Source organism: Ketobacter sp. MCCC 1A13808, assembly GCF_009746715.1.
GTDB lineage: Bacteria > Pseudomonadota > Gammaproteobacteria > Pseudomonadales > Ketobacteraceae > Ketobacter.
In genome coordinates this window covers 57,238-81,412 of record NZ_VRKW01000003.1, presented here as the reverse complement: position 1 = coordinate 81,412, position 24,175 = coordinate 57,238, and the positions used below count along the sequence as shown (strand labels likewise).

Below are 24,175 nucleotides of genomic sequence, written 5' to 3'. Positions count from 1 at the left end.
AAATATGCTCTTCAGAGTACTCAGCGTCTTTTTCGCTCTTACTTGTCTATCAGCCTGTTCTACCACCAGCATCACCGATGCCTGGCAGGAACCCGAATTCAAAAAAAGCAGTATGAAAGACGTTTTAGTGGTGGGCATGGCGTCCAACCCCACCAACCGGCTCCTGTTCGAAACCGGATTCATCGCCGCCCTGACAGAACACGGCATTAAAGCCACCGCCAGTTATACCGCCATCGGCGATGCCTACCCCACCCAGGAGGCGGTAGAAAAATACCTGGCGAGCCACCCCCACGACTATATTATCGTTACGTCTTTGGGCGCTGTGGATGTGGAAACGGACTACGTACCGGAATCCGTGCGCTCCTATTACACCGGCCCGTACTACCCTTATTGGGGCTCATATTGGGGCGCAGGTAATACCGTCACCATGACCCGTGAAGCCTACACCGACACCCAGACCAACGTGACCCTGACCACCTCTATCTTCGATTTCGAAGACCAACAGAAAAAACTGGTATGGGCCGGACGCAGTAAAACTTTCGAGGTCACATCAATTTCTTATACAGCCGGTGAATTGGCATCTAATATGGTACGCAAGATTAAAAACTAACTGCGATAAAAGGGCGGAGGTATGTTTTCCGGATGGATTCTGGCCAGCTTCGCCCTGGCCTATACCTGCTTACTGTTTTTCATAGCCTGGTTCGGCGACCTTAAACCGGCACGCTCCCGGCAAGCCCTGAATAGCCCTTGGCTGTACAGTCTGACCCTAGCGGTCTATTGCACCTCATGGACGTTTTTTGGTGCAGTGGGCCAAGCGGCGAATAACGGTTGGGATTATCTTCCCATCTACCTCGGCCCGATTCTGATTTTTACCCTGGCCACGCCGCTGCTGTTCAAAATCATCACGATCAGCAAGCAACAGGGCATTACCTCCATCGCCGATTTTATTGCCTCCCGTTATGGTAAATCCCAACCGTTGGCCATTCTGGTCACCCTGGTCGCCATAGCCGGCACCATTCCGTACATCACTTTGCAATTGAAAGCCGTCACCATGGCATTCGATGTGCTAACTCCGGCTAATGAAACACAGCTCCCGATAAACAGTGCGTTTGCGGTGGCGTTGTTAATGGCCATGTTCTCGGTCCTGTTCGGCACCCGACATATTGACGCCAACGAACACCAGAATGGACTCATGCTGGCGATCGGTTTTGAAAGTATTGTGAAGCTGCTCGCCTTTGTTGTGGTGGGCATTTATGTCATCTGGCCCGCCTTCGGCGGCATCAGCAATATGATCGATGTCGGCGTTAGCAATGCGGCCATTCGCGAACGCTTTGCAACGGATTTTTTTGATCAGGGCTTTTTCACCCAAACATTACTGGCCATGATGGCGATCATTTGTTTGCCACGACAATTTCATGTCACGGTCGTAGAAAACCGGCGCAGTGCAGATCTGAAAAAGGCACGCTGGATTTTCCCTTTATATCTGGCTTTGTTTTCTGTTTTTGTGGTGCCGATTGCCATGGGTGGTCTCACATTTCTGCCTGGCCAAACAGCCACTGCCGATCACTACATTCTGACGTTACCCGCTCACTTCAATCAACAGGCCTTGACCCTGTTAAGTTTTTTGGGAGGGGTATCCGCTGCCACCGGCATGGTCATTGTCTCCAGTGTCGCCCTGAGCATTATGATCTGTAATGAATTAGTGATTCCGGTGTATCTGAATCGCGCCACACGCTTGGGAAATCTACCTGATCCAATCACCCCCCTGGTAAGACGAATACGCCGTATTTCCATTTTTCTGATTTTGTTTCTGGCCTATGCGCTCAATGATTTATTTATCCGCTTTGACGCGCTGGCCAGCATCGGCCTGCTGTCGTTCGCAGCGGTTAGTCAATTTGCACCGGCCTTGATCGGCGGGTTGTATTGGAAACAGGGGCATAAACGGGGTGCCGCACTGGGCATTATGGCGGGCTTCATTGTGTGGTTCTATTGCTTACTGCTGCCCGTGGTACTGCCACACAATATCGTCGATCACCTTGCTCAGCATGGATTATTTGGTTTTGGTTTGATTCGGCCTTACGCCTTGTTTGGTCTGGAAGGGCTTGACCCACTTTCCCATGGCGTGTTCTGGAGCCTGATTGCCAATCTGGTCTGTTACATTTATTTCTCCAAAATTACGCAACATCAAACCATTGATCGCAGCCAGGCTATTTTATTTGTGGATATTCCTACTCAGTTTGAAAACCTAGTGGGGCGTTATCATTCGGCGAACATCAGTGTGCAAGACCTGAAAGACATTGCCATTCGCTGTATCGGAACAAAAACCGCTGAACAGGCTTTCCAAAACTACCAGCTGAATACCGCCAGCATAACGGATACTCATCTGCCTGCGACAATCGATCTTTTTCGATTCACGGAAAAGTTACTGGCCCGTGTAATGGGGGCCAGCTCCGCGCGCATTCTGCTGGGTTCCATGCTAACCAAGCACAGCGAAGACAGTTCCACTGCCGTAGCGATGATGGACGAAGCCGCCGAATTAATTCAGTTCAATCATCAACTTTTGCAAACCACGATTGAAACCATTTCTCACGGTATTTGCGTGGTGGATAAAGACCTGAATATCGTGGCCTGGAATAGCACCTATGTGAATTTATTTGATTATCCCGACGGCTTAATTCAATTGGGCCGGCCCATTTCCGATGTTTATCGCTTTAACGCGGAGAGGGGGTTTTACGGGGAGCTTGAGAATAAGGCCAAATTTGATGAACACATAAACCGTCGCGTTAAACTATTGCAGAAGGGCGGTCCACACCGATTTGAGCGGGAACTTCCTAACGGTGTTTTTATAGAAGTACGCGGCAACCCGATGCCTGGCGGTGGCTTTGTCAGCACTTATCTGGATATCACAGAAAACAAAATGGATGAGCGCGCCCTGCGGCAAATGAATGAGAGCCTGGAAATGATGGTGCAGGATCGCACCCGTGCCCTGTCCAACGCCAATGCGGCTTTGCACACTGCAAACGAAGGCAAAACACGCTTTTTGGCCGCAGCGGGTCACGATCTTATGCAACCACTCAACGCTGCGCACCTGTTTACCTCCTCACTACAGCAACGACTGCAAATAAAAAACAGTGCCGGGCAATGCGAAGAGGAGCTGGGTATCATTCGCCATATCGACAATTCGTTGCGGGTGGCCGAGCATTTGATCAATACCTTACTGGATATCAGCCGCCTGGATACCGGCACTATCAAACCCAATGTATCGGTATTTCAATTGCAATCCCTGATGACCAGCCTGGCATCGGAATTCCGGGTCATCGCCGCGCAGAAAGGGCTGTCTTTACATTGGGTGAACTGCCAACAATGGATCAAAAGTGACGACAAGCTCTTGCGCCGGGTGTTACAAAATCTACTGCTCAATGCAGTTCGCTACACGCCCGAGGGTAAAATTCTGTTGGGGTGCCGGCGCCGGCACGGATTTATCGAGATCCAGATTTGGGATTCCGGAGTCGGTATCCCTGAAGACCAATTAGAATTAATTTTTAAAGAATTTCACCGGGTAGTACGGTACGACAAACATCCTGGTGTTGAGAGCAAGGGGCTCGGTTTGGGCCTGGCTATCTCACAACGTATCTGCAATCTACTGGGTCACCCACTGAGAGTGAGGTCGAACGAGGGCGAGGGCACGGTATTTTCACTCCATGTTCCTTTGGTTGAGGCACCCGTGCTTGCTTCCCCCGCCGCGATATCGCCCAGGGAATTGGAAATACGTGGCATCACCGTATTTTGTGTCGATAATGAAGACATGATTCTGGCCAGCATCCAGAGTTTGCTGAATCAATGGCAATGTTCGGGCGTGGCGACCTCCTCTTTGCAGGAAGCAGTGGCAGCGGCCAAAAATATGAACAACGCGCCGGATATCTTATTAGTGGACTATCAACTGGATGATGAAATCGGCTTTGATGTGATTGAAGCACTGGACGATTGCTGGGACGATGTCGTTCCCGCCATTCTAATGACGGCAGATCATTCGGAATTAGTGAGAACGAAAGCAGCCGACCGGGGCTATTATTTTTTACAAAAACCGATCACGGCAGAAGCATTGCAGCGGGCCATGCGCGACATTCTCGGATAATTCAGGATTCCAATTACCCGTCTATTCCGTTCCTGGAACGGGAAGATATTCAACGTCCAGTTGCTGCAAACGAATCACCGCCTGAGTCCGGTTGCGCACCCCTAGCTTGCGAAAGATGGCGGTCATATGCGCTTTGATCGTGGCTTCTGACACGTTCAGTTCATACGCGATCTGTTTGTTTAATTGTCCCTCTGCCAACATCCCCAGAACACGAAACTGCTGTGGTGTTAAAGACGCAATGCTTTTCGCCAGATCCCGGTGTTGATCATTTAACAAAGGATTTTGTTGCGGCATCACATTAGCAGGCCACCAGCGTTCGCCGCGACAAATGGCGTCAATGGCGGCCACCATTTCATCCAGGGCTGCCGATTTGGGGATGAAGCCGTTGGCGCCAAATTCCAGCGCCTTGTAAATAACATGGGCTTCTTCAGAGGCAGAAACAACAATCAGCGGTGTATCCTGATAGCGGTCTCGCAAATAAATCAGACCGGAAAACCCATGAGCGCCCGGCATATTAAGATCCAGCAACAACAGTGAAAAATCCTGATTCGATTCTGTGGTCTTTTCCAACTGATCGATACTCTCCGCTTCCACTACCGTTGCTTGCGGAAACGATTGCATCACTGCCTGCTTTAATGCCATCCGGAACAGCGGATGATCATCAGCGATCAGAATGTATCCCTGTAGCGCCATTAGAGTCTATTCATCTGTTGTAACATGAGCGCACCATTGTGGTGATGCTCCCAGACCAGGTCAAATAAAATGATCAAGCCCGGTTAACCCGCGCGTCGACTAATTGCGGCACGACCGCCGGATCCGCCAGGGTTGACACATCGCCTAACTGGTCAAACTCATTGGCCGCAATCTTACGCAGGATACGCCGCATAATCTTACCGGATCGGGTTTTCGGCAAATCACGGGCAAACTGGATCCAATCAGGGGATGCTACCGGCCCGATTTCTTTGCGCACCCACTGTCTTAGTTCCTCATGAATTTCGGGACTAGGCAGGAAACCCTGATTCAGCGTGACATAGATATAAATCCCCTGCCCTTTGAGATCGTGCGGACAGCCGACCACAGCAGCCTCGGCTACCTTGCCATGAGCCACCAGCGCGCTTTCTATTTCCGCCGTACCCAGCCGATGTCCGGCAACATTAATAACGTCGTCTACCCGCCCGGTGATCCAGTAATCTCCTTGCTCGTCACGCCGCGCTCCGTCACCGGAACAATACTTACCGGGGAAGGCGCTGAAATAGGTCTGCACAAACCGCTCATGATCACCCCACAATGTGCGCATCTGCCCCGGCCAACTGTCGGTAATGACCAGATTACCTTCACCCGGTCCTTCAATTTCATGGCCTTCGTTATCCACCAATTGCGGGCAAACGCCGAAAAAAGGCTGGGTCGCTGCGCCCGGTTTATGGCGGTCCACGCCGGGCAAAGGCGTGATCATGACACCGCCGGTTTCCGTCTGCCACCAGGTATCAATCACCTGGGCCTGACCGCGCCCCACCACGTCGTGGTACCAATTCCAGGCCGCGGGATTAATCGGCTCCCCGGCGGTGGCGATGATTTTCAGGGTACTGCGGCGGGAATCCCGGAACGGCGCATCGCCTTTAGCCATAAACGCCCGGATCGCGGTGGGCGCTGTGTAGAGGGTGGAAACGTTGTGAGTATCGATAATTTCACCCAGGCGGGTCTCATCGGGATAGTTGGGCAGGCCCTCGCACATAAGTGTGGTGGCACCATTGGCTAACGGCCCGTATACCACATAGGAATGCCCGGTGATCCAGCCCACGTCGGCAGTGCACCAATAGACATCCCCTGGCTGGTAATCGAATACCCGCTCGTGGCTGTAAGCGGCATATACCAGATACCCGCCACTGCTGTGAAGCACCCCTTTCGGCTTTCCGGTGGAGCCCGAGGTGTAGAGGATAAAAAGCGGATCTTCCGCGTTCATGGGCTCCGCTGCGCAGTCGGGACTGGCCGACCGGGTGAGTGCCTGATAATCCACGTCACGCTGATCATTCCACTGAATTTCCCCATGGGTGTGGCGCATCACGATGACGTGGCTCACGGTACTGATTCCGGGATGCGCCAGGGCGGCATCCACGTTGTGTTTAAGCGGGATACAACGGCCTCCACGCAGTCCTTCATCCGCAGTAATGACCAGTTTTGCCCCGCAGTCTTCTATCCGGCCGGCCAACGCCTCCGGTGAAAAGCCACCAAACACCACGGAATGAATGGCACCGATACGCGCACAGGCCAACATGGAAAAGATCGCCTCCGGAATCATGGGCAAATATATGGCCACACGATCCCCCTTGCGCACGCCTAACGCTTTCATTCCACTCGCTAACCGGCAAACCTCGTCGTGCAACTCCCGGTAGGAGATTAATCTGGGCGCACCGATACTGTCGGGCTCCCAGATAATGGCCGTTTTGTCCGCGTTGTTCGCTAAATGGCGGTCGACGCAATTTTCACAAACATTCAGATAACCATCCTCAAACCAACGAATAGACACGTTTTCAGGATCAAAGGAGACATTCTTTACGCTGTAGAACGGCTTGATCCAATGCAGACGCTTCGCCTGCTCCCCCCAATAGGCATTGGGTGACTGTACACTTCTGGCGTACTCCATAACATATTGATCTTGCGCTGAATCTTGCGAATGAACGACATTATTCAAAGCTCTGTCTCCCGCTTCTATTGCTGGTAACGTGACGGCCAGTCTGAGCCTGATCGCGGAGCGCCGGAATTAGACTTTGGTCGAGACTTCGACCTTTGGCTAATACTACCTGTGACCGATTTGTTACAGCCTTGCGGGTGTGCTCCATAAAACAACAACAGGACAAAGGTGACACCATGAAACGACGCATGCTCGCCGCGGCTGTGATAACAACCAGCTTGGCTCCCGCTCTCACCCAGGCAAATGAAGTGGATGACCGCATCGACCGCCTGGAACAGGAGATTCAATCCCTCAAAGAAGCCCGATCCGGCTCTGCAACCGGATCGGCGCAATCGGCTGCCGATTCCGGCACAACGTTGTCTTACGGCGGTTACATTAAGTTTGACGGGCAGGTATCTGAATACAGTGACGGCAGTGGAGCCAGCGCTGGTATCGGCGAGGATTTCTTGGTGCCATCCACCATTCCGGTGGGCGGCTCCAGCGGTGATATGAATACCCATTTCAATGCCAAAGAAACGCGGCTGTGGTTGAAATCCGCAACCCAAACCAGCGCCGGCGTGATCAACGGGCATATTGAGATCGATTTCGAAGGTGGTGGTGACGGCAATGAGCGTGTCAGCAATTCATACGCGCCCCGTATCAGACACGCCTACTTCACCTGGGATAAATGGTTGTTCGGGCAAACCTGGACCACATTTTTTAATGTTAGTGCGTTACCGGATCTGCTGGATTTTGTCGGACCGGTGGGCACCATCTTCGTACGACAGGCCCAGGTTCGCTATACCAGCGGCGCCTTTCAATTTGCGTTGGAAAACCCGTCCTCTACTTTCTATAGTGGCACCCAAAACCCCTATGACGACAACCAGATTCCAGACCTGATCGCCCGCTACAATTTCGGTGATGCAAAAACCAATCTCAGTGCCTCCGTGATGCTGCGTGAACTGGCCTACAACGACGGCGTGACCGATGACAGTGATTATGGTTATGCCATCAGCCTGGCGGGCAAAATCGCCATCGGCGAATCCGGTGATGATCTGCGCGTAATGATAAACCAAGGTAACGCTCTGGGACGCTATATGGGATTGAATGCCTTTCGCGGCGGTGCGATCACCCCCGCAGGCGGGGTCGACCTGATCGACGAGTGGGGCGTTGTTGTTGCCTACCGGCATTTATGGGATGAACAATGGCGATCCAGCTTTTCCGTCTCTGCTGCAGGCGCTGATAATCCCGCGGAAGCCGGACTCACTGCCGCTAAAGAGTATCAGACACTGCACGCCAATTTAGTCTATAAACCGGTGGCCGCATTGGATCTTGGAGGCGAATTAATTTACGGTGACAAAGAAATAGAAAGCGGCGCTTCCGGCAACGTTACCCGCCTTCAGTTTTCCGCTAAATACGCATTTTAAATTGAAAGCAGCCTAAAACTTGCTGTTCGCAGCAAGTTTTATCCGACGTTCACTCTTAGGGGCGATACATTGCATAACGCATACAATTCCTGCATACATTGATGACAGGATTGACTGATCACGAGTTGCTTCTGCTCTTCCAAAACATCCTGCAGAATTTCACGACTGGTCAACGGGTTTGCCAACACCACACGGAATACCACCGTACGGCGACGGTCGTATTCAACCGGGGTTAACGTGGTACGGGAAACAAAGGATTTGCCGTGAGCCCGTTGTGCTTTCTGAATGCGTTTGGTTAAACGGTTTAAAACGTCCTGAATCTGATCCACTTCCCGGGGGCTGGCCGTGGCCAGCTTTTCCCTCACAAAGTCCGGCATATATCGATAGGTGAGGATGTTCAATTCTGGCTTGGTGATCAATTCAAAATGCGGATCGTTCTCTATCATCACCGCAAAGTCTTTGGCTTTTTCGATACCCTGCTCAATCAGAATTTCATACCCGCTACGACCGATTATACGCAGGCCCGAATGCAGCAGCATGGCAATACCGGGGCGCGAGCCTTCCAGAGTATGTGCACCCAAATCCTTTGAACCTTTACGAATGATATATTCAGCATGGTGTTCAATTGAAGACACCAGATTGGGATCACGGAAGATCACCATACCCGCGCCCATCGGCACATACATTTGTTTATGGGCATCAATGGTGACTGAATCAGCCCGCTCCACACCTTTCAGGATATGGGCGTATTTTTTAGAAAATAACGTGGGTCCGCCCCAAGCGGCATCCACATGAAAGTGGCAATCAACCTCTTCGGCAATGTCGGCCATCTGATCCAGCGGATCCACACTACCGGTTTCTGAACTGCCTGCAATACCCACCATACCTATAATAGCGATCTTGTTTTTCTGCAGTTCTTTAATCTTTTTACGCAATTCAACCAGATCGATTTTGTTTTCGTTATCGGCTTTAATACAAACCAGAAAATCACGACCGATACCCAATACATCCGCTGCTTTTCCCAACGAATAATGCCCGCGCTCAGACACCAGGATCGCTGCACCTTCATAACCATAGTGCTTCAATGCCCCATAAATACCTTCGCGCTGAATTCCGGCAAATCCTTTTCGCTTATTAAAACGTTGGTTGCGTGCAACCCACAGCGCGGTGATATTGGCGATGGTTCCGCCAGAACAAAATGAGCCTAAGGAGTATCCCGGCTCGTGCATCCATTGATTGTAAAAGTCATCGTTCTGATTATAAATGAGCCGATGAATCATCCCCAAAACCTGGCGCTCCATGGGCGTGAAGGCTTTGGAGGTTTCAATTTTTACCAGATTTTGGTTCAGGGCAATCATGATGCGCGATAGCGGCAACATAAAGTAGGGCAAGGCGGAGGTCATGTGTCCGATAAAGCTGGGGGACGCCGTGTGCACCGATTGCGCCACCACTTTATCCAGCAAAAAATCCGCCTGATCCGATACAAAAATGGGCTTTTCCGGAATCTCTGATTCAGAAAAATCCTTTTGTAATTCACGCAGGTCTTTTTCGACAGCAACAATATGATCCTGCAGGAAACCGGCAAGATTCTGGGAAAGTTTTTGATCTATATTGCCCAGTGTGGAACCCGGTGCTTCCGGTACCGTGAAGATACGGTACATAGATTCCATGCTGGCATCAGCATATCGCGGTTTGTACGTCATACGATTGACCTTTGTTGCGGTGATTACCGCCCCATCAGCTCAAGTTCAAAAGGGCGATAATTTAACCATAAAGTCACACTTCACGATACCACTTAAAACAAACGCTTGTTTGAAACCAATAACAGATTGTTTTTAAAGTGAATAACTAAGAATAGAGCTCTCGTATCTGCGGTCCGCTCCAGCCTCAATCGTGACCCTAATTCCACATACTTCGTATCTGTTCAAAATTGACTAGGCATCTAGGTTAGCAATATTTCTGCAAAAATTCGCGCATTTATCTTTTACCCGTCCTATTTTCATAATAAAGCTTGGCTTTGTTCATGAGCTAAAGCCCTATAAACTATTGTGAAATAACCCATTTTGGCGAGAGATACGATGACGCGACTACTGGCCCTGGCCCTACTCACACTGCCCCTGGATCTGTTTGCCCGGGTTGAACCCAGAGCAGGCGAAGAGCCCATCGCAGCCGAGCCGGACATCACCATTGTGCAGGAGCAGGATAAAGTCATGCATATTCACCAGATTAACGGAAAGATATACGGCGTCCGGGTTGTGCCCAAACAAGGCGTGCCTTACTCGCTGGTCGACACCAATGGTGATGGTAATTTCACACGCAATGCGGGAGACCGGATTCTAGTACCCGAATGGGTCCTGATTTCCTGGTAGACCGACCCCATGGCCGTTTACACTGCACTCAGCCAAGCCGACGTTCAGCGCTTTATCCAGCGCTTTGGCTGGCATGACCTGGTTGAACTCAAAGCCACTGAGAGCGGAATCGAAAACACCAACTATTTTGTCACTGCCTTAGATGCAAAAGGCAATACAGGGAAGCTGGTGTTGACCTTATTTGAAAAAGTCCCTATTGATGCCCTGCCTTATTTTGTTGAACTCACCAGCTTTCTGGCGGACAAGGGCATTCCGGTGCCGAAACCCTTTCGCGATCACCAGCAACTGGCCGTACATAGATTAAAATCCAAACCCGCATTATTGGTGCCCTGTTTCGCCGGTCATCATCCGCAAACACCCAGCCTGATTCAGTGCCAATTGATTGCCACTGCCCTGGCAAAAATGCACTTGGCATCCGGTCAATTTCTATTACAGCGTGAAAACGTGCGCGGGCCACAATGGCGACGGCGTTCGATTGAGCTTCTGTCACCGATCCTGGATTCCGAAAACCGTCAATTGCTATTAGAACAGACAAGCAAATGGACCCGGCATCAAGCCGCCATCGATGCGCTGCCCCACGGCATTACGCACAATGACTTATTTCACGACAATGCGCTGTTTTTAGAAAATAAACTCACAGGAATAATCGATTTTTATCAAGCGTGCAATGATGTGCTGATTTACGATTTAGCAGTACTGGTGAACGACTGGTGCAGTGATGAGGAAGGACGATTAATTGGACCGCTTTACGATGCAGTAATGGGCGCTTACCAGCAACATCGGCCATTCACTCCGGCGGAACGTGCTATGTGGCCGGATACGCTGGCCTACGCCGCTTTGCGCTTCTGGATTTCCCGATTGCTGTCCTGGCACGATGCAGAATCGCATCGCAAAGTTGCACAAAAAGACCCGGACATCATGCGTAGAATATTACTGTGGCGGCTGAATCATCCGGCCCCGCTTTAAAAGCAGCGCAGCATTGTTCCGGTGGAGCGAGCAATACCCTATAAGCCGGATTCAATTGATCACGAATTTTTCATCCACTACGGTTTCGCTTTGATGCTCTTGCTTCGCATCGGACTTGGAATGGATGAGCCGGGCGCGCATGGTTTCTTTATCACTGTTCTCAATGGCGGTGCTCTGATCCAGAAAGTTATCCAGAATTTTGATAGTCCGCGTCAAGTGCCACTCCATCTCTTCCAACATAATCAGCACATCTGCCGCCTCACGATACGCAGACTCGATTTTGTCTATGCTCACTTGTTTAATCCAGCGGATATAACCTTCATCCAGAATACCTGACCCCCGCACCGTTTTCATAACCTGCGTTAAAATAGTACGCGCACTTTGTAGAAAGCGGTGTTCATTTTCCTGCCCTACTTCAGTCACTACGTTTTCGAGTGCCGATAGCAGATAATTGAGGGTATCGTTCTTACTAACCAGATGCTCTAGTTGCTTCGTTACGTTATCGTTTGTGATAAAAGAAATTTCAGTCAGCATGCCCTGCTTCAAAACCGCCACAAGGGCTGCGTAACATTCATAGAAATGGCTTTCGCTGTTCACCTGAATAAACGGCATCAGATCCCGTATTGTCCTACCCGATTTCTCGTATCGGTTCAGGTAAACACTGACGACACTGTCCGACAATGCAATTATCTGGCTTTCTTTGGTCAACCTATCTGAAAATTTTCCCGCCGGATAACCGGTGCCGTCGCAACGTTCGTGGTGTTCGACCACAATACGCGCGACTCGCGGATTCATTCCGGGAATATTTTCAACCAGGGTTTTGCCGATAACGGTGTGGGCTTGTATTTGACGCCATTCCGGCGCGCTTAGTTTTTCCTTTTTCTCAAGTACTGCCGGATCGATATGCATCATGCCAAAGTCATGGGCCAACGCGGCTAGGAAACATTCCTCCAACTGCGCTTTATCCAGCTTCATTTGCGATCCAATGGCCATACTCAACCAGGTGACAGCCAGGGTTTGCCGATAAAGTGCCTGCATCTGCTCTTGCATCACGGTTAACTTTTGCCGCAAGACCGGGTATTTTGCCAATAACATGGAGAGTTGTTTAAGAGTGGTTTCAAGACCAAGATTGGCGTGCATGGTCTGCAAAGGCGCCCATTGCTCCAAAACTGAATGAATATCCCGGAACAGCTCCCTTGCGCCTACACTGCCAGTAACATCGATAGAGGATTCGATGGGCCGTAGCAATTTAAACCTGATTATACGTTCCGACATCTTCTTATTAACCGGCATGCCCTTTTTTATCAGCAGGGTGCCCTGGTCGTTATAAATATCTTCAGAGGCAATCACCTCACGGGTCTCACCTAAATCAGCAAGCCGGACAGCATACGCTTTATCCGCCAATGGATCGAAACTGGTCACAGGGGTTTCACCAATTAATGGTTGTTATTGTTTTAAAAATAGACAATCTCTGGCATACCTGCAAATCAGTGGGCCCAAAGTTGCCCGGTTATATTTCACAGTGGACCCGGAACCAAATAAATTTTATCTTGTTTTTCATAGACTAAACCTTATTTTTGACTGTTATGTAAGGGTCGGCAATAATCCAATCCGGCTTCCAAAAGGACTAACTCTTTAAGGAATTTGTATGGGTCAGCAATTTAACGAGATCGCTGAAAAGCACAAAGCGTTCATTGAATCCCAACCTGTTTTTTTTGTGGGTACCGCCGCCAGTGATGGGCGCGTGAATGTTTCCCCCAAGGGCATGGACTGCCTTAGAGTCGTTGATCAGAACCGTGTCATCTGGTTGAACGTGACCGGAAGTGGTAATGAAACGGCAACCCATATCAACCACAACCCCAGAATGACTCTGATGTTTAACGCCTTTGCAGGCGATCCTCTGATACTCAGGCTCTATGGCACCGCCACCTGCGTCCATCAAGGGGAGGCGGAATGGGACATACTCGCGCGCCAACTGCCCGCTCAGCCCGGTGCAAGGCAAATTTTTGATCTGAAAGTTGATCTGGTGCAAACCTCATGTGGCATGGCTGTTCCCTATCTGGATTACGTCGGGGAACGTACTCAATTGAACGCCTGGGCCGAGAAAAAAGGGCAATCCGGAATCCGGGACTACTGGCAGAAAAAAAATCAGACCAGTATCGACGGCAAAGCCACCGGTATTTTAGACAAAAGCCCGTAGACGCCATTACGGATTAACCCAGACAGAAAAAGGGCCCTCCGAGGAGAGCCCTTTTTCTGAGTTCGGTGTGCCATTGTCAGACCGGACGACAGCACACTCTAACCTTCCGGAGATCAAACCATAGAGACTAGATCTTCTCGAAGAAGCTATCTACTTCCTGCTTCGCTTCTTCTTTGGACTTACCGTAGCGAGACTGAATTTTACCAATCAGATAATCACGTTTACCTTCGGCGACGTCCAGATCATCGTCTGTCAGTTCACCCCAATTTTCTTTAACTTTACCTTTTAACTGTTTCCACTTACCTTCAATTTGGTCGGTATTCATTGTCCATTCTCCATTACTTAAATGTTTATTTAGTCCTTTAAATCGGTAACGGCTCAAACTAATTCCTTTTAACTGAGCGTCGATTATATAAAGGCAAAGCCCGTACCAGGTTTATAAAAATCAATTAAAAATCGCTGCACAACGTATGTCATAAGGGCTTCTGGCGGCAGGCCGGTATAAAACCGAAAAAGCGGTACCGGACCCACCAGGGGAATCGTGTAACTTTTACATTTTTTCGTGCGTGCTTTGTCAAAATCACATTAAACAGCGATGAATAATGTTCGTTCGAAATACAGGCCCCGTCTGTTAGAATAGCGGCTTATTGATACCGATGATTGGTATCACCACTACCATTATGTAGATACAGAGGGACACTGCATGAGACTACCCATCTCCGGGTCACTTGCAACGGGGCTTGCCCGGGCTTGCCTGATATTGGCCGTCGTTATTCTTGGTGGCTGTAATTCCGAACAGACTTACACAGAAGTGCCAAGAGTTACTCAGGTTCAGCAAAGCTATCATTTTACCCGAGACGTAAAACCGATATTGGAACAAAAGTGTATCGCTTGTCATGCCTGCAACGATGCTCCCTGCCAATTAAAACTCGAAGCATCCGAAGGACTGGAGCGGGGCGCCAGTAAGATCAAAGTCTATGACGGTAGCCGAACAGAAGATATCGAACCAACCCGCCTGCACATTGATGCACAAACACCGCAACAATGGCGCAAGCAAGGCTTCTACTCTGTGCTGGCGAATCAATCAGAAGAAGGGGTGGATTCGTCCGGCTCTCTGGTTCATGAGTTTATTACTTTGGGCATGAGTAATCCGGTTGAAGAAAACAAGCCGCTGAATGACGAATACAAACTGGATATCAATCGTGAATTCAGCTGCCCGGCGCCCAGCGAATTTGCCGATTACGCAGAAGACCATCCTACCGGTGGCATGCCTTATGGTGTAAGCGGTTTGACAAACACCGAATACAAAGTGTTATCCACCTGGCTGGAAGAAGGCGCTGTATTTGATGCCCAGGCTGCTGACCTTAGCAAGTCGCAACAACAACACATAAAAAAGTGGGAAGATTTTCTCAATCAACAGAATCCTCGTGCACAGTTGGTATCGCGTTATTTGTTTGAGCATTTATTTTTGGCGCACCTTTATTTCTCTGAAGACGATGCCAGGAACAAACAGTTTTTTCAGGTGGTACGTTCCTCCAATCCGGCACCCGAGCCGATCAATGTGATTGCCACGACCCGGCCTAACGACGAACCCGGAACCAAAGTGTATTACCGGTTACGTCCGATTACCGATACCCTGATTCACAAAACCCATATCGTATACCGTTTTGATGATCAACGAATGGATCGCTATCAGGAATTGTTCCTGGAAGGAGACTGGCAGGTACAGCAGTTGCCTGGTTATACATACACGGACTCTTCCAATCCCTTTTTAGCGTTCGAAGCAATACCCGCCAAAGCCCGCTATCAATTTATGCTGGACGAAGCAGAGTATTTCACCCGCACCTTTATCCGCGGACCGGTTTGCCGCGGACAGATCGCAACGGATGTTATCCGAGATCAGTTCTGGGTTATGTTTGAAGATCCCGAGCACGACCAATACATCGTTAATCCCGATCATCGGAAAAAAGTATCCCCGTTATTAGGATTACCCGGTCAGAAATCCGATATTCTGGATTTGGGCACGGAATACCTGCGTTATCAGGAAAAACGCAATCAGTACCGTGCAGAGCGCAGCCAGCGATACCACGAGGCCTACGACAAGGGACTGACGCTGGATAATATCTGGGACGGAGACAATGAGAACAACAACGCGTTCCTCAGCATATTCCGCCATCACGACAGTGCCTCTGTTGAACGCGGCTGGATTGGACGAACACCAAAAACGTTATGGCTAATGGATTATCCGTTGTTTGAACGCACCTACTATGAACTAGTGGTTAACTTCAATGTGTATGGCAGTGTCTCCCATCAGGCTCAAACCCGCCTGTACTTTGATTTAATACGCAACGGCGGCGAATCCAATTTTATGCTATTACTGCCACCGGAAAAGCGACAGAAACTGTATGCAAGTTGGTATGAAGGGAGCGGGGAGATAAAAACCAATCTGAGTTATCAGGATTTGGATACCAAAACCCCGTCTGCGATTGAATACAACGGAAAGTCACCGGTCAAGCAACAGCTTATTGATCTGGTTTTGAAGAAGTTTGACTCGGTGATTGCAGACGATCCTATCAATCGCTGCCGCTCCGAAGAGTGCGCGCCGGATTACAAAGGAAAAAAATCCACTGTGGCCATGCTGCAACCTCTGGTTGCAGGAGACAGCAAACAATTAAAAGGGATTCAGCAATTACCGGAAGTCACAGTGCTGCGGGTGGATGCTGAAGACGGTGAATTTAATATTTACAGTCTGATACGCAATCGCGCTCACACCAATGTCGCCTTTATGCTGGGTGAAGAGGATCGATACAAGCCAGACTCTGACTCACTCACTATTGTCGATTTCCCTATGAGCAGTTACCCCAATTACCTGTTCCGCGTTTCACACAAACAGCTACCTGAATTTGTTGATCAACTGATTGCGATTAATAGCCCGCAGGATCGTAAAAAGCTAATTGATCAATGGGGCATCCGTCGCAGCAATCCGGAATTCTGGAAAAACTTTCACAGTATGACGCAATACCTGGATCAACATAGACCCATGCAGTCCGGGATCTTCGATCTGAACCGATATGAAGGCTGGTAACGCTGGCTTGTCAGGATAAAAGACCGCGCTGGGGAAGTTGGTTTAGCGTAACCAACGTACCCAGCGCAATACTCCCACTAAACTTCCCAGCGAGGCACTGACATAGGTCATCGCACAGGCGGTCAGAATCCGCTTTGCATTCACCAGATCGTCTGCTGACAAATAGTCCCCCTCCCGTAACACCGGCATTGCTTTATTAAAGCTGGCATCCCACTCCACCGGCAATGTGATGAGGTGAACCAAAGTCGACATCAGGATACCGCCCACAACGATGACCAGCGATAAACGCGCCAGCCCCGGTGAAACGCCGGTCAATAGGGGCGTGGCAACCAGCGCTACCTGCGCTGCTTTACCTGCATAGAATGCGAATCTGGCTAACGCCGTACGGGTTAACAGGGCTTTGGATTGGGTGTGGTGCTGAATAGCGTGACCCACTTCGTGGGCGGCGACCACCACCGCAGTCAGGGATTTTCCTTCGAAGTGATCTTTACTCAGTCGAACACAACGTGCTTGCGGATCGTAATGATCGCCTGAGGCCGTTATTTCTGTGGACACATCCGTCAGTTTAAAACGCTGGATCAGGTGTTCTGCAAACTGGCCCCCGGTGCCGGGGAAATCCGCGCGGGGCGAATTGTGCTTTTGCAGCAGTTTTCGGGTAGCGTATTGAGGATAAAACATCAGCCCCAGCAGCAATAGCGCCAACAATACCAATATCACGAAGACAATCCGGCAAAGACAGCATCAGTAAGGCGGCTTAAGTCCGCGGAACTCAATTCAATTTCCAGCCCACGGCGTCCGGCACTGACAAAAACAGTAATAAAACCGTTGGCAGAATCGTCTATAAAGGTGCGCAGGGCTTTTTTCTGACCCAGCGGGCTTACACCCCCCATTATGTAACCACTGGAACGCTGTACGGCCCCTGGGTCAGCCATGGCCGCTTTTTTAGCGCCTGCAACTTTCGCCAACCGTTTCATGTTGAGTTGCGTGCACACCGGAATAACTGCCACGACCAACTCCGCCGGTTCCAGTTGAACAACCAGGGTTTTGAACACTTGCTGCGGAGGCAAAGAAAGCTTTTCAGCGGCCTCGGCACCATAGGAGGCGCTACCGGAATCGTGGCTGTATTGGTGTACACGATGTTCAATTCCAGCCTGTTTAGCCAGGTCAATAGCGGGGGTCATTGCAATTCCCACTGCGCTTTGCCGATATCCCGGCTTTTAAATCCCATAACACACTACCCTGCTTCTTGCTTTTCAGAGCAGGATAATGTGGCATAAGAAATATTCAGAAACAAGGCCTAAGCAGGAGCAGAATCCGGTTGTCAGGAAGCCTGCTTCTGGGTTTGAGAGGAGGATTGTTGCACCCGCCCACTGAGGAAAAACTGATTCATCAACGCATCGTGAATACTACTCAGCTCAATCTGAATCTGGTCGATAAACACATGCAGCATACTTTGATCGTAGGCGTGTAACTCCGCGTTTTTCAGAATTCGCAACAGGTGATGAATCCTTCGCATGGAATTGTCCCGCTCCGGAAGTTCGTTAACACATCGCTCCATCTGTTGGACACAGAATAAAATAGAACGGGGAAATCGTTGTGATTGAAACAAAAATTTGACCACATCACTGCGCCTTACCCGTGCTTGCATGGCTTGCCGATACATTTGATAGGCGGTAAGCGATTTCAAAACACTCATCCACTGGATATTTTCAAATGGCTGCATATCCACGTTTTCCAGCGTTAACAGATTGGCTGAGCGCACATCAATAATTCGGGATGTCATATCGGCCCGTTCAATATTGCGACCCAGCCGAACAAACACATAACCCTGATCACGATTGACGGTGCCGGACAACAAACCCACGATGGTTTGGTTACGTAAAATAATTTCGTTCAGATAGCTGAAGCGTCCACGCTTCGACATCGCCACATTGAGCTGGTCTTTGGCATAATGGTTCAGCGCGTTGATTTGCTCCCAGGCTTCCCTGGGGATAACGTCTCGCACCGTGCGACCGTTATCCCGCGCCCATTTTAACGAGTTCGCTATCGACACGGGGCTGTCCGCGTCACTGATCAAATACTTCATCACCGAGCGTTCATCAAAATTGTCGTAGTACTTCTCATACATTTCCCGCGTGCCGGTAATATCGATCAACGGCTCCCAACCCAATTCCGTCTTTTTCGGAATATCCAGGATCAGGTTGGTATTGACGTTAATCAGACGCGCCATGTTTTCTGCCCGCTCAAGATACCGGGCCATCCAGTATAAGGTTTCCGCTACACGCACTAGCATTATGAATCCTCCTCCACAATCCAGGTGTCTTTACTGCCACCACCTTGGGACGAATTAACGACTAACGATCCTTTCTTCAGTGCGACACGGGTTAAACCACCCATAGTCACATAGGTGTAATCACCGCTGAGAATAAACGGTCGTAAATCCACATGCCTGGGCTCCATCCGGTTATCGATAAAGGTCGGCACCGTGGACAACCCCAAAGTAGGCTGGGCAATATAGTTGCGAGGATCTTTTTTTATTAGCTGGGCAAATTTTTCACGTTCTTTTTTGGTAGAAAAGGGACCGATCAGCATACCGTAGCCCCCGGATTCATTGGCGGGCTTCACCACCAGATCGGCCAGATTATTGAGTACATATTCCTGTTCTTTTTCGTACATACAACGATAGGTAGGCACGTTAGGCAGCAGTACTTCTTCGCCCAAATAGTATTTTATGATTTCCGGTACAAACGCGTAGACGACTTTGTCATCTGCCACGCCGGCGCCCGGTGCATTGGCCAGCGCCACTTTACCCTTCTTCCAGGCACGCAGCAGGCCGGGCACACCCAGCATGGAATCTTTGTCGAACGCTTCCGGATCCAGAAACAAATCATCAATACGGCGATAGATAACGTCCACCTGCTGCAGACCTTCCACCGTCCGCATATAGACGCAATCGTCATCCTGCACCACCAAATCCCGACCTTCGACTAACTCACACCCCATCTGCTGTGCCAGATAAGCATGTTCAAAATAGGCCGAGTTGAAAATTCCGGGCGTCAGTACGACAACTTCCGGGTAATCCGCCGGCCGCGGCGAGATCGACGCCAGCATATCGAACAACTGGGAACAATAGTCATCGACCGGCTGTATGTTGTAACTTTCAAAAAGCTCCGGAAACACCCGTTTCATTACTGAGCGGTTTTCCAACATATAAGAGACACCGGACGGTACGCGTAAATTGTCTTCCAAAACATACACGGTGCCGTCGCTGTCGCGCACCAAATCCGAACCGCAAATGTGCGCCCAGATGTTCAGCGGTGGCGATACCCCCATACATTCCTTGCGAAAGTTCACGGAGTTATCCAGTAACTCTTTCGGAAAGACGCCGTCTTTAACAATTTTTTGCTCGTGATAAATGTCATCAATAAACAAGTTCAGAGCCTGGACCCGTTGTTTCAATCCCAGCTCGATTTTGCTCCACTCGGATTTCGCAATCATGCGCGGCATGATGTCGAATGGCCACGAGCGATCAATGGAACCTTCTTCTTCGGTATAAACCGTAAAAGTTATTCCCATTTCCTTGATGGACAACTCAGCTATGGCCTTGCGCGTTTCCAGCTCTTCCAAGCTGTGACTGGCTAGAAACTTTGCCAGATTCTCTGCGTGCTTACGCGGCTTACCTTTGGACTGAATAAGTTCATCGAAAAACTTTCCCGGGTCGTAATCGTTCCAGCTCACAGACATATATATCGCTTAATTCCGATGTGTTTTGCCTGAACGCAATGCTGCGAACAGGCGGTTATTCTTCTATCCGATGGACATCGACAAACACAGAGAGTTCGTGATCATCACCGCCATAGATAACGCCTTTTAATGGAGTGACATCTGCAAAATCTCTGCCAAACGCCAGAGTTATATGTTGTACAGAGGGGAGAATGTTATTGGTAGGATCAAACTGAACCCATCCATGTTCAAGCATGTAAACCGAGAACCATGCGTGAGAGGCATCCGCGCCTTCCATTTTCTTTTCACCGGGTGGTGGCAGCGTTTCCAAATAGCCGCTGACATAGCCTGCTGCCAACCCCATGGAGCGCACACAGGCGATACCCAAATGTGCAAAATCCTGACATACGCCGCGCCGATGCGCCAATACTGTCTTCAACGGCGTACTGATGGTGCTGAATCCGGGGTCGTATTTAAAATCAGTAAAAATTCGTTCCATTAAATCCCGCACCGCGTCCATAACGGGTCGTTGGGGTGTAAAAGAGGCCAGCGCGTATTCGCGCACTTCATCAAATACCGGAATCAGCATGGACGGCATCATGTATTCACGGGCCATCAGATAATCCGGATTGGTCGTCCTGGCCAGGGTATCACGCACCGACTCCCAGGGCTCATTGCCGACAAATAACGCTTGCTGGGAATGATCCAGTACCTGCACTTCACTGTACACCGTGACCGACATTTCCCGATGCGGCTGTAAAATATCGAAGCTGGTGACCTGATTACCAAAGTAATCAAAACGCTTGTTGAGCGAATCCGGTGCAGGGTGAATAACAAATCGGTTTCTTGCACAGGTTTGGTGCGCCCCATTCAGGGGAGACATCCGTGCTTCGTTAAAGCACATGCTGACTTGGTTGTTGTACTGGTAATGTGTCGTATGCTTGATCCGGTACTTCATGCGGGCAGCTCCAGACGGGTGGGAGCCAATTGACGGGCACTCTGGGTGTGTGCGAAGTATTTCTGATTGAGCAATTCAGACACCTTTTCCAGCCGCCGCTCGGTATTGTCCAACAATTTGGCCAATGCCCGCCGCGTGCCCTGGTCGTCGCTGATATTGGCCAGTTTTTCCACTTCCGCCAGTTTAATATCCGTGTCCGCCTGCAGTATCAGACGCTGTTCACGATTCAGGGAATGGGCCGGTGCATTTTTCCTCGGATTGGGCAGTTCGGCCATCAATTCCATTATTTTCCTTACCTGATACGCCAGCGAACGCGGGTGACGCATATCCAGCAGCATTAAATCCATTACCGTGAACATATGTTGGATGGATCGGTAACGACGCCGGTGCGTGATCAGACTTTCGTGGTTGGACAGGGTCGCTTCCAGCAATAGATGCTCCGGCACCTCCCCAGTATGGTGCACAAAACAGCTGCGGATAAAGGTGATCAATTGCAGCGCGCGCTCCAGGCGTCGGCCAATATTCAATAAATACCAGCCGTGCTCGTGGGGCATACTTTCCTGACTCTGGGCTGTAAACGCAGTCAGCGAAACCAACAAACGATCCAACTCGGATTGCATCAATGAATAACTGGAGCGATGGCTGTTCAGATAGCGCAGATTCTGGTCAATATCGTCCACCACCCGCCACGTATCCACGGACCAAAGATCGCGCACGTTATAGGCTCCCTGCAACAAGGAACCCAGGGTCGCGATCAGGCTGCTGCGATGTTCCGGATTGAGCACCATATCAATAATATGGGGGCGCGGATTCGCCAGTTTCTCTGCGGCTTTTTCGCCGGTAAAGCCCGGCAATACAACGGTAAAATAAGACAGGGTTTGCAGTAATATTCGCAGCGCGGTCTGATCCGATTCATCGCGGTAGTCGTCAAAATCCGCGTGCTTGTTCAGCACAGTGCGAATCAACCGTAACAAACCTTCCGAGCGTTCCGAATAGCGCCCGACCCAAAACAAATTTTCACCGGAGCGCGACGGCAACAAACCTTCACCGACGAGCAGATTATCCATATGGCGGATAGTGGGCCAGAGACTGGATTGATGCACCGGTTTATCGGCCATAATCCAGGTGTCTTTGGATAAGCCTCCGGTCTGGTTGGAGATAAACAGGGAATCTTCGTCTTTTGCTACCCGTGTAAGGCCACCGGGCATCACATCATAGTCACCTTGGTGCGCTGTCAGGTAAGCGCGCAGCAGCACTCGCCGCGGCAAAATCTGCTTATCACGCAACGAAGGCGCAGTGGAGCAACTGAGAATCTGCTGACCGACAAACATATACGGTTGCGCCAGAATGCGCTGTTTCAGTTCTGCCTTTTGTTTTGCATTGAGCGCGGAGCTGAATATCGAGCGCGAGTGCCGGTCTATGGTTTTGATCACCAGATCGTCCATATTGGCCAACACATAATCGCATTCTTTTTTCTGTCCACACCACCAGGTCGCTGCAGACGGCAACAGGATTTCCTCGCCCAGCCATTGTTTGGCTATGCTGGGCAGAAACGGCATCAAAGCCGGACTTTCCAATATGCTGGAACCCAGCGGATTGGCAATGATCACATTTCCGAGTCGCGCAGCCTGTAGTAATCCGGGCACACCCAGATGGGAATCCTCGCGTAATTCCAACGGATCACAAAAGGTGTCATCTACCCGCCGCACAATGATGTCGACCTGCTTCAGGCCGTCCAGGGATTTGAGCCAGACTTTGCCCTCACGCACCGTAAGGTCGTCCCCCTGCACCAGGCTGTAACCCAAGTACGAAGCCAGGTAAGCGTGTTCAAAATAGGTTTCATTGTGAGGGCCGGGAGTCAGAATCACCACGCGCGGGTCGTCGGATCGATGGGGCATCAGGCTTGCCAGCATGGCACGCAAGTGGCGGAAAAATATGGATAGCCGATGCACTTGCGTACGGCGGAATTCTTCCGCCATCACTCGCGTCATCGACATCCGGGTTTCCAGCGCATAGCCCGCTCCCGAAGGTGCCTGTGCCCGGTCTCCGATGATCCACATGCGGCCGTCAGGGCCTCGCGCCAGATCAGCAGCATAGAGCAGCAAATGTGGCATGTCTTTCATTTGCACCTGGTCGCAGGCGCGCAGAAAACCCTGCTGGGAATAGATTAATTCTGGCGGGATCAGGCCTTCCTTAATTAAGCGGCGGGGGCCGTAAATATCCCGCAGAATCAGATCGAGCAAGCGCGCACGTTGCTTGAGACCAACGCTGATCGCACTCCAATCGGTACTGTTGAGTACCAGCGGAATCGGATCCAGTTGCCAGGTACGGGATTGGCCCTTGGTATCACTGTAGATATGATAGGTGACACCATTTTCACGCAACAGACGTCGTGCTTCACCCCTGCGCCGCTCCAGCTCGCCCCCACCTAACTTCACCAAATCCCCCATTAATCTGCGCCAATGGGGATTCACTGCGGCCCGCTCTGCGGACCACATCTCGTCATAGTAATTTAGGCCTTGGGGGTATTCTGCCAGCGCCTGATCCAGACTCGGAACCGCCCCCAACACCTCGCTACCGCTTTTAATAATTTTCGATTCCATATGCCCTTATGCCGGACTGATGTAAATTCTCGCTAGTATAC

General features: G+C 50.3%; 18 protein-coding genes. 7 read left to right on the top strand and 11 right to left on the bottom strand.

What is annotated here, in order from left to right:
* Window positions 1–4 precede the first annotated feature (4 nt).
* On the top strand, window positions 5–610 hold the full coding sequence (locus FT643_RS07210) for a DUF4136 domain-containing protein (protein ID WP_156870718.1): 606 nt from the start codon (window positions 5–7) through the stop codon (window positions 608–610).
* 21 nt (window positions 611–631) lie between these two features.
* Entirely contained in the window at window positions 632–4,135 is a 3,504-nt protein-coding gene (locus FT643_RS07205; protein ID WP_156870716.1) for a PAS domain-containing hybrid sensor histidine kinase/response regulator, read from the top strand.
* A 21-nt stretch (window positions 4,136–4,156) separates the two neighbouring features.
* On the opposite strand, the gene FT643_RS07200 is transcribed toward FT643_RS07205, so the two are convergent.
* Together FT643_RS07200 and acs are read right to left on the bottom strand one after the other, a co-directional pair.
* Complete coding sequence (locus tag FT643_RS07200; RefSeq protein WP_156870714.1) at window positions 4,157–4,828, bottom strand: response regulator; 672 nt, start codon at window positions 4,826–4,828, stop codon at window positions 4,157–4,159.
* Between the two features lie 73 nt (window positions 4,829–4,901).
* Window positions 4,902–6,824, bottom strand: a complete 1,923-nt coding sequence (acs, locus tag FT643_RS07195) for an acetate--CoA ligase (RefSeq protein ID WP_255473895.1) — start codon at window positions 6,822–6,824, stop codon at window positions 4,902–4,904.
* Window positions 6,825–7,000: 176 nt separating this feature from the next.
* Between acs and FT643_RS07190 the strand changes: the two genes are divergently transcribed.
* On the top strand, window positions 7,001–8,230 hold the full coding sequence (locus FT643_RS07190; protein ID WP_232339986.1) for a DcaP family trimeric outer membrane transporter: 1,230 nt from the start codon (window positions 7,001–7,003) through the stop codon (window positions 8,228–8,230).
* Between the two features lie 38 nt (window positions 8,231–8,268).
* On the opposite strand, the gene panP is transcribed toward FT643_RS07190, so the two are convergent.
* Window positions 8,269–9,933: a pyridoxal-dependent aspartate 1-decarboxylase PanP gene (gene panP / locus FT643_RS07185; protein ID WP_156870712.1), complete on the bottom strand. Its 1,665-nt coding sequence runs from the start codon at window positions 9,931–9,933 to the stop codon at window positions 8,269–8,271.
* A gap of 375 nt (window positions 9,934–10,308) precedes the next feature.
* Here panP and FT643_RS07180 point away from each other — a divergent pair, with 375 nt between their 5' ends.
* Window positions 10,309–10,599, top strand: a complete 291-nt coding sequence (locus tag FT643_RS07180) for a DUF2782 domain-containing protein (protein ID WP_156870710.1) — start codon at window positions 10,309–10,311, stop codon at window positions 10,597–10,599.
* 9 nt (window positions 10,600–10,608) lie between these two features.
* On the top strand, window positions 10,609–11,565 hold the full coding sequence (locus tag FT643_RS07175) for a homoserine kinase (RefSeq protein WP_156870708.1): 957 nt from the start codon (window positions 10,609–10,611) through the stop codon (window positions 11,563–11,565).
* A 51-nt stretch (window positions 11,566–11,616) separates the two neighbouring features.
* On the opposite strand, the gene FT643_RS07170 is transcribed toward FT643_RS07175, so the two are convergent.
* Window positions 11,617–12,987 (bottom strand): HD-GYP domain-containing protein, encoded by a 1,371-nt coding sequence (locus tag FT643_RS07170; RefSeq protein WP_156870706.1) that lies wholly within the window; start codon window positions 12,985–12,987, stop codon window positions 11,617–11,619.
* A gap of 226 nt (window positions 12,988–13,213) precedes the next feature.
* Between FT643_RS07170 and FT643_RS07165 the strand changes: the two genes are divergently transcribed.
* Entirely contained in the window at window positions 13,214–13,765 is a 552-nt protein-coding gene (locus FT643_RS07165) for a pyridoxamine 5'-phosphate oxidase family protein (protein WP_156870704.1), read from the top strand.
* Between the two features lie 127 nt (window positions 13,766–13,892).
* Here FT643_RS07165 and FT643_RS07160 read toward each other — a convergent pair whose 3' ends face one another.
* Window positions 13,893–14,090, bottom strand: a complete 198-nt coding sequence (locus FT643_RS07160) for a CsbD family protein (protein WP_156870702.1) — start codon at window positions 14,088–14,090, stop codon at window positions 13,893–13,895.
* 378 nt (window positions 14,091–14,468) lie between these two features.
* Here FT643_RS07160 and FT643_RS07155 point away from each other — a divergent pair, with 378 nt between their 5' ends.
* Entirely contained in the window at window positions 14,469–16,850 is a 2,382-nt protein-coding gene (locus FT643_RS07155) for a fatty acid cis/trans isomerase (protein ID WP_156870700.1), read from the top strand.
* Window positions 16,851–16,892: 42 nt separating this feature from the next.
* Here FT643_RS07155 and FT643_RS07150 read toward each other — a convergent pair whose 3' ends face one another.
* The 6 genes from FT643_RS07150 to FT643_RS07125 form a co-directional block, all read right to left on the bottom strand.
* On the bottom strand, window positions 16,893–17,567 hold the full coding sequence (locus FT643_RS07150) for a zinc metallopeptidase (RefSeq protein WP_317621965.1): 675 nt from the start codon (window positions 17,565–17,567) through the stop codon (window positions 16,893–16,895).
* Window positions 17,564–18,031: a Cys-tRNA(Pro) deacylase gene (ybaK, locus tag FT643_RS07145; protein WP_156870698.1), complete on the bottom strand. Its 468-nt coding sequence runs from the start codon at window positions 18,029–18,031 to the stop codon at window positions 17,564–17,566. Before ybaK ends, FT643_RS07150 begins: the two co-directional genes overlap by 4 nt.
* A gap of 140 nt (window positions 18,032–18,171) precedes the next feature.
* The gene (locus tag FT643_RS07140; RefSeq protein WP_156870696.1) at window positions 18,172–19,143 is read right to left on the bottom strand and encodes an alpha-E domain-containing protein; all 972 of its coding nucleotides are present in this window, start codon (window positions 19,141–19,143) and stop codon (window positions 18,172–18,174) included.
* Window positions 19,143–20,594: a circularly permuted type 2 ATP-grasp protein gene (locus FT643_RS07135; RefSeq protein WP_156870694.1), complete on the bottom strand. Its 1,452-nt coding sequence runs from the start codon at window positions 20,592–20,594 to the stop codon at window positions 19,143–19,145. The genes FT643_RS07140 and FT643_RS07135 overlap by 1 nt, the downstream gene beginning before the upstream one ends.
* A 55-nt stretch (window positions 20,595–20,649) precedes the next feature.
* A complete protein-coding gene (locus FT643_RS07130; RefSeq protein ID WP_156870692.1) occupies window positions 20,650–21,531 on the bottom strand; it encodes a transglutaminase family protein in 882 nt (293 codons plus the stop codon).
* On the bottom strand, window positions 21,528–24,134 hold the full coding sequence (locus FT643_RS07125) for a circularly permuted type 2 ATP-grasp protein (RefSeq protein ID WP_156870690.1): 2,607 nt from the start codon (window positions 24,132–24,134) through the stop codon (window positions 21,528–21,530). The genes FT643_RS07130 and FT643_RS07125 overlap by 4 nt, the downstream gene beginning before the upstream one ends.
* Window positions 24,135–24,175: the final 41 nt, after the last annotated feature.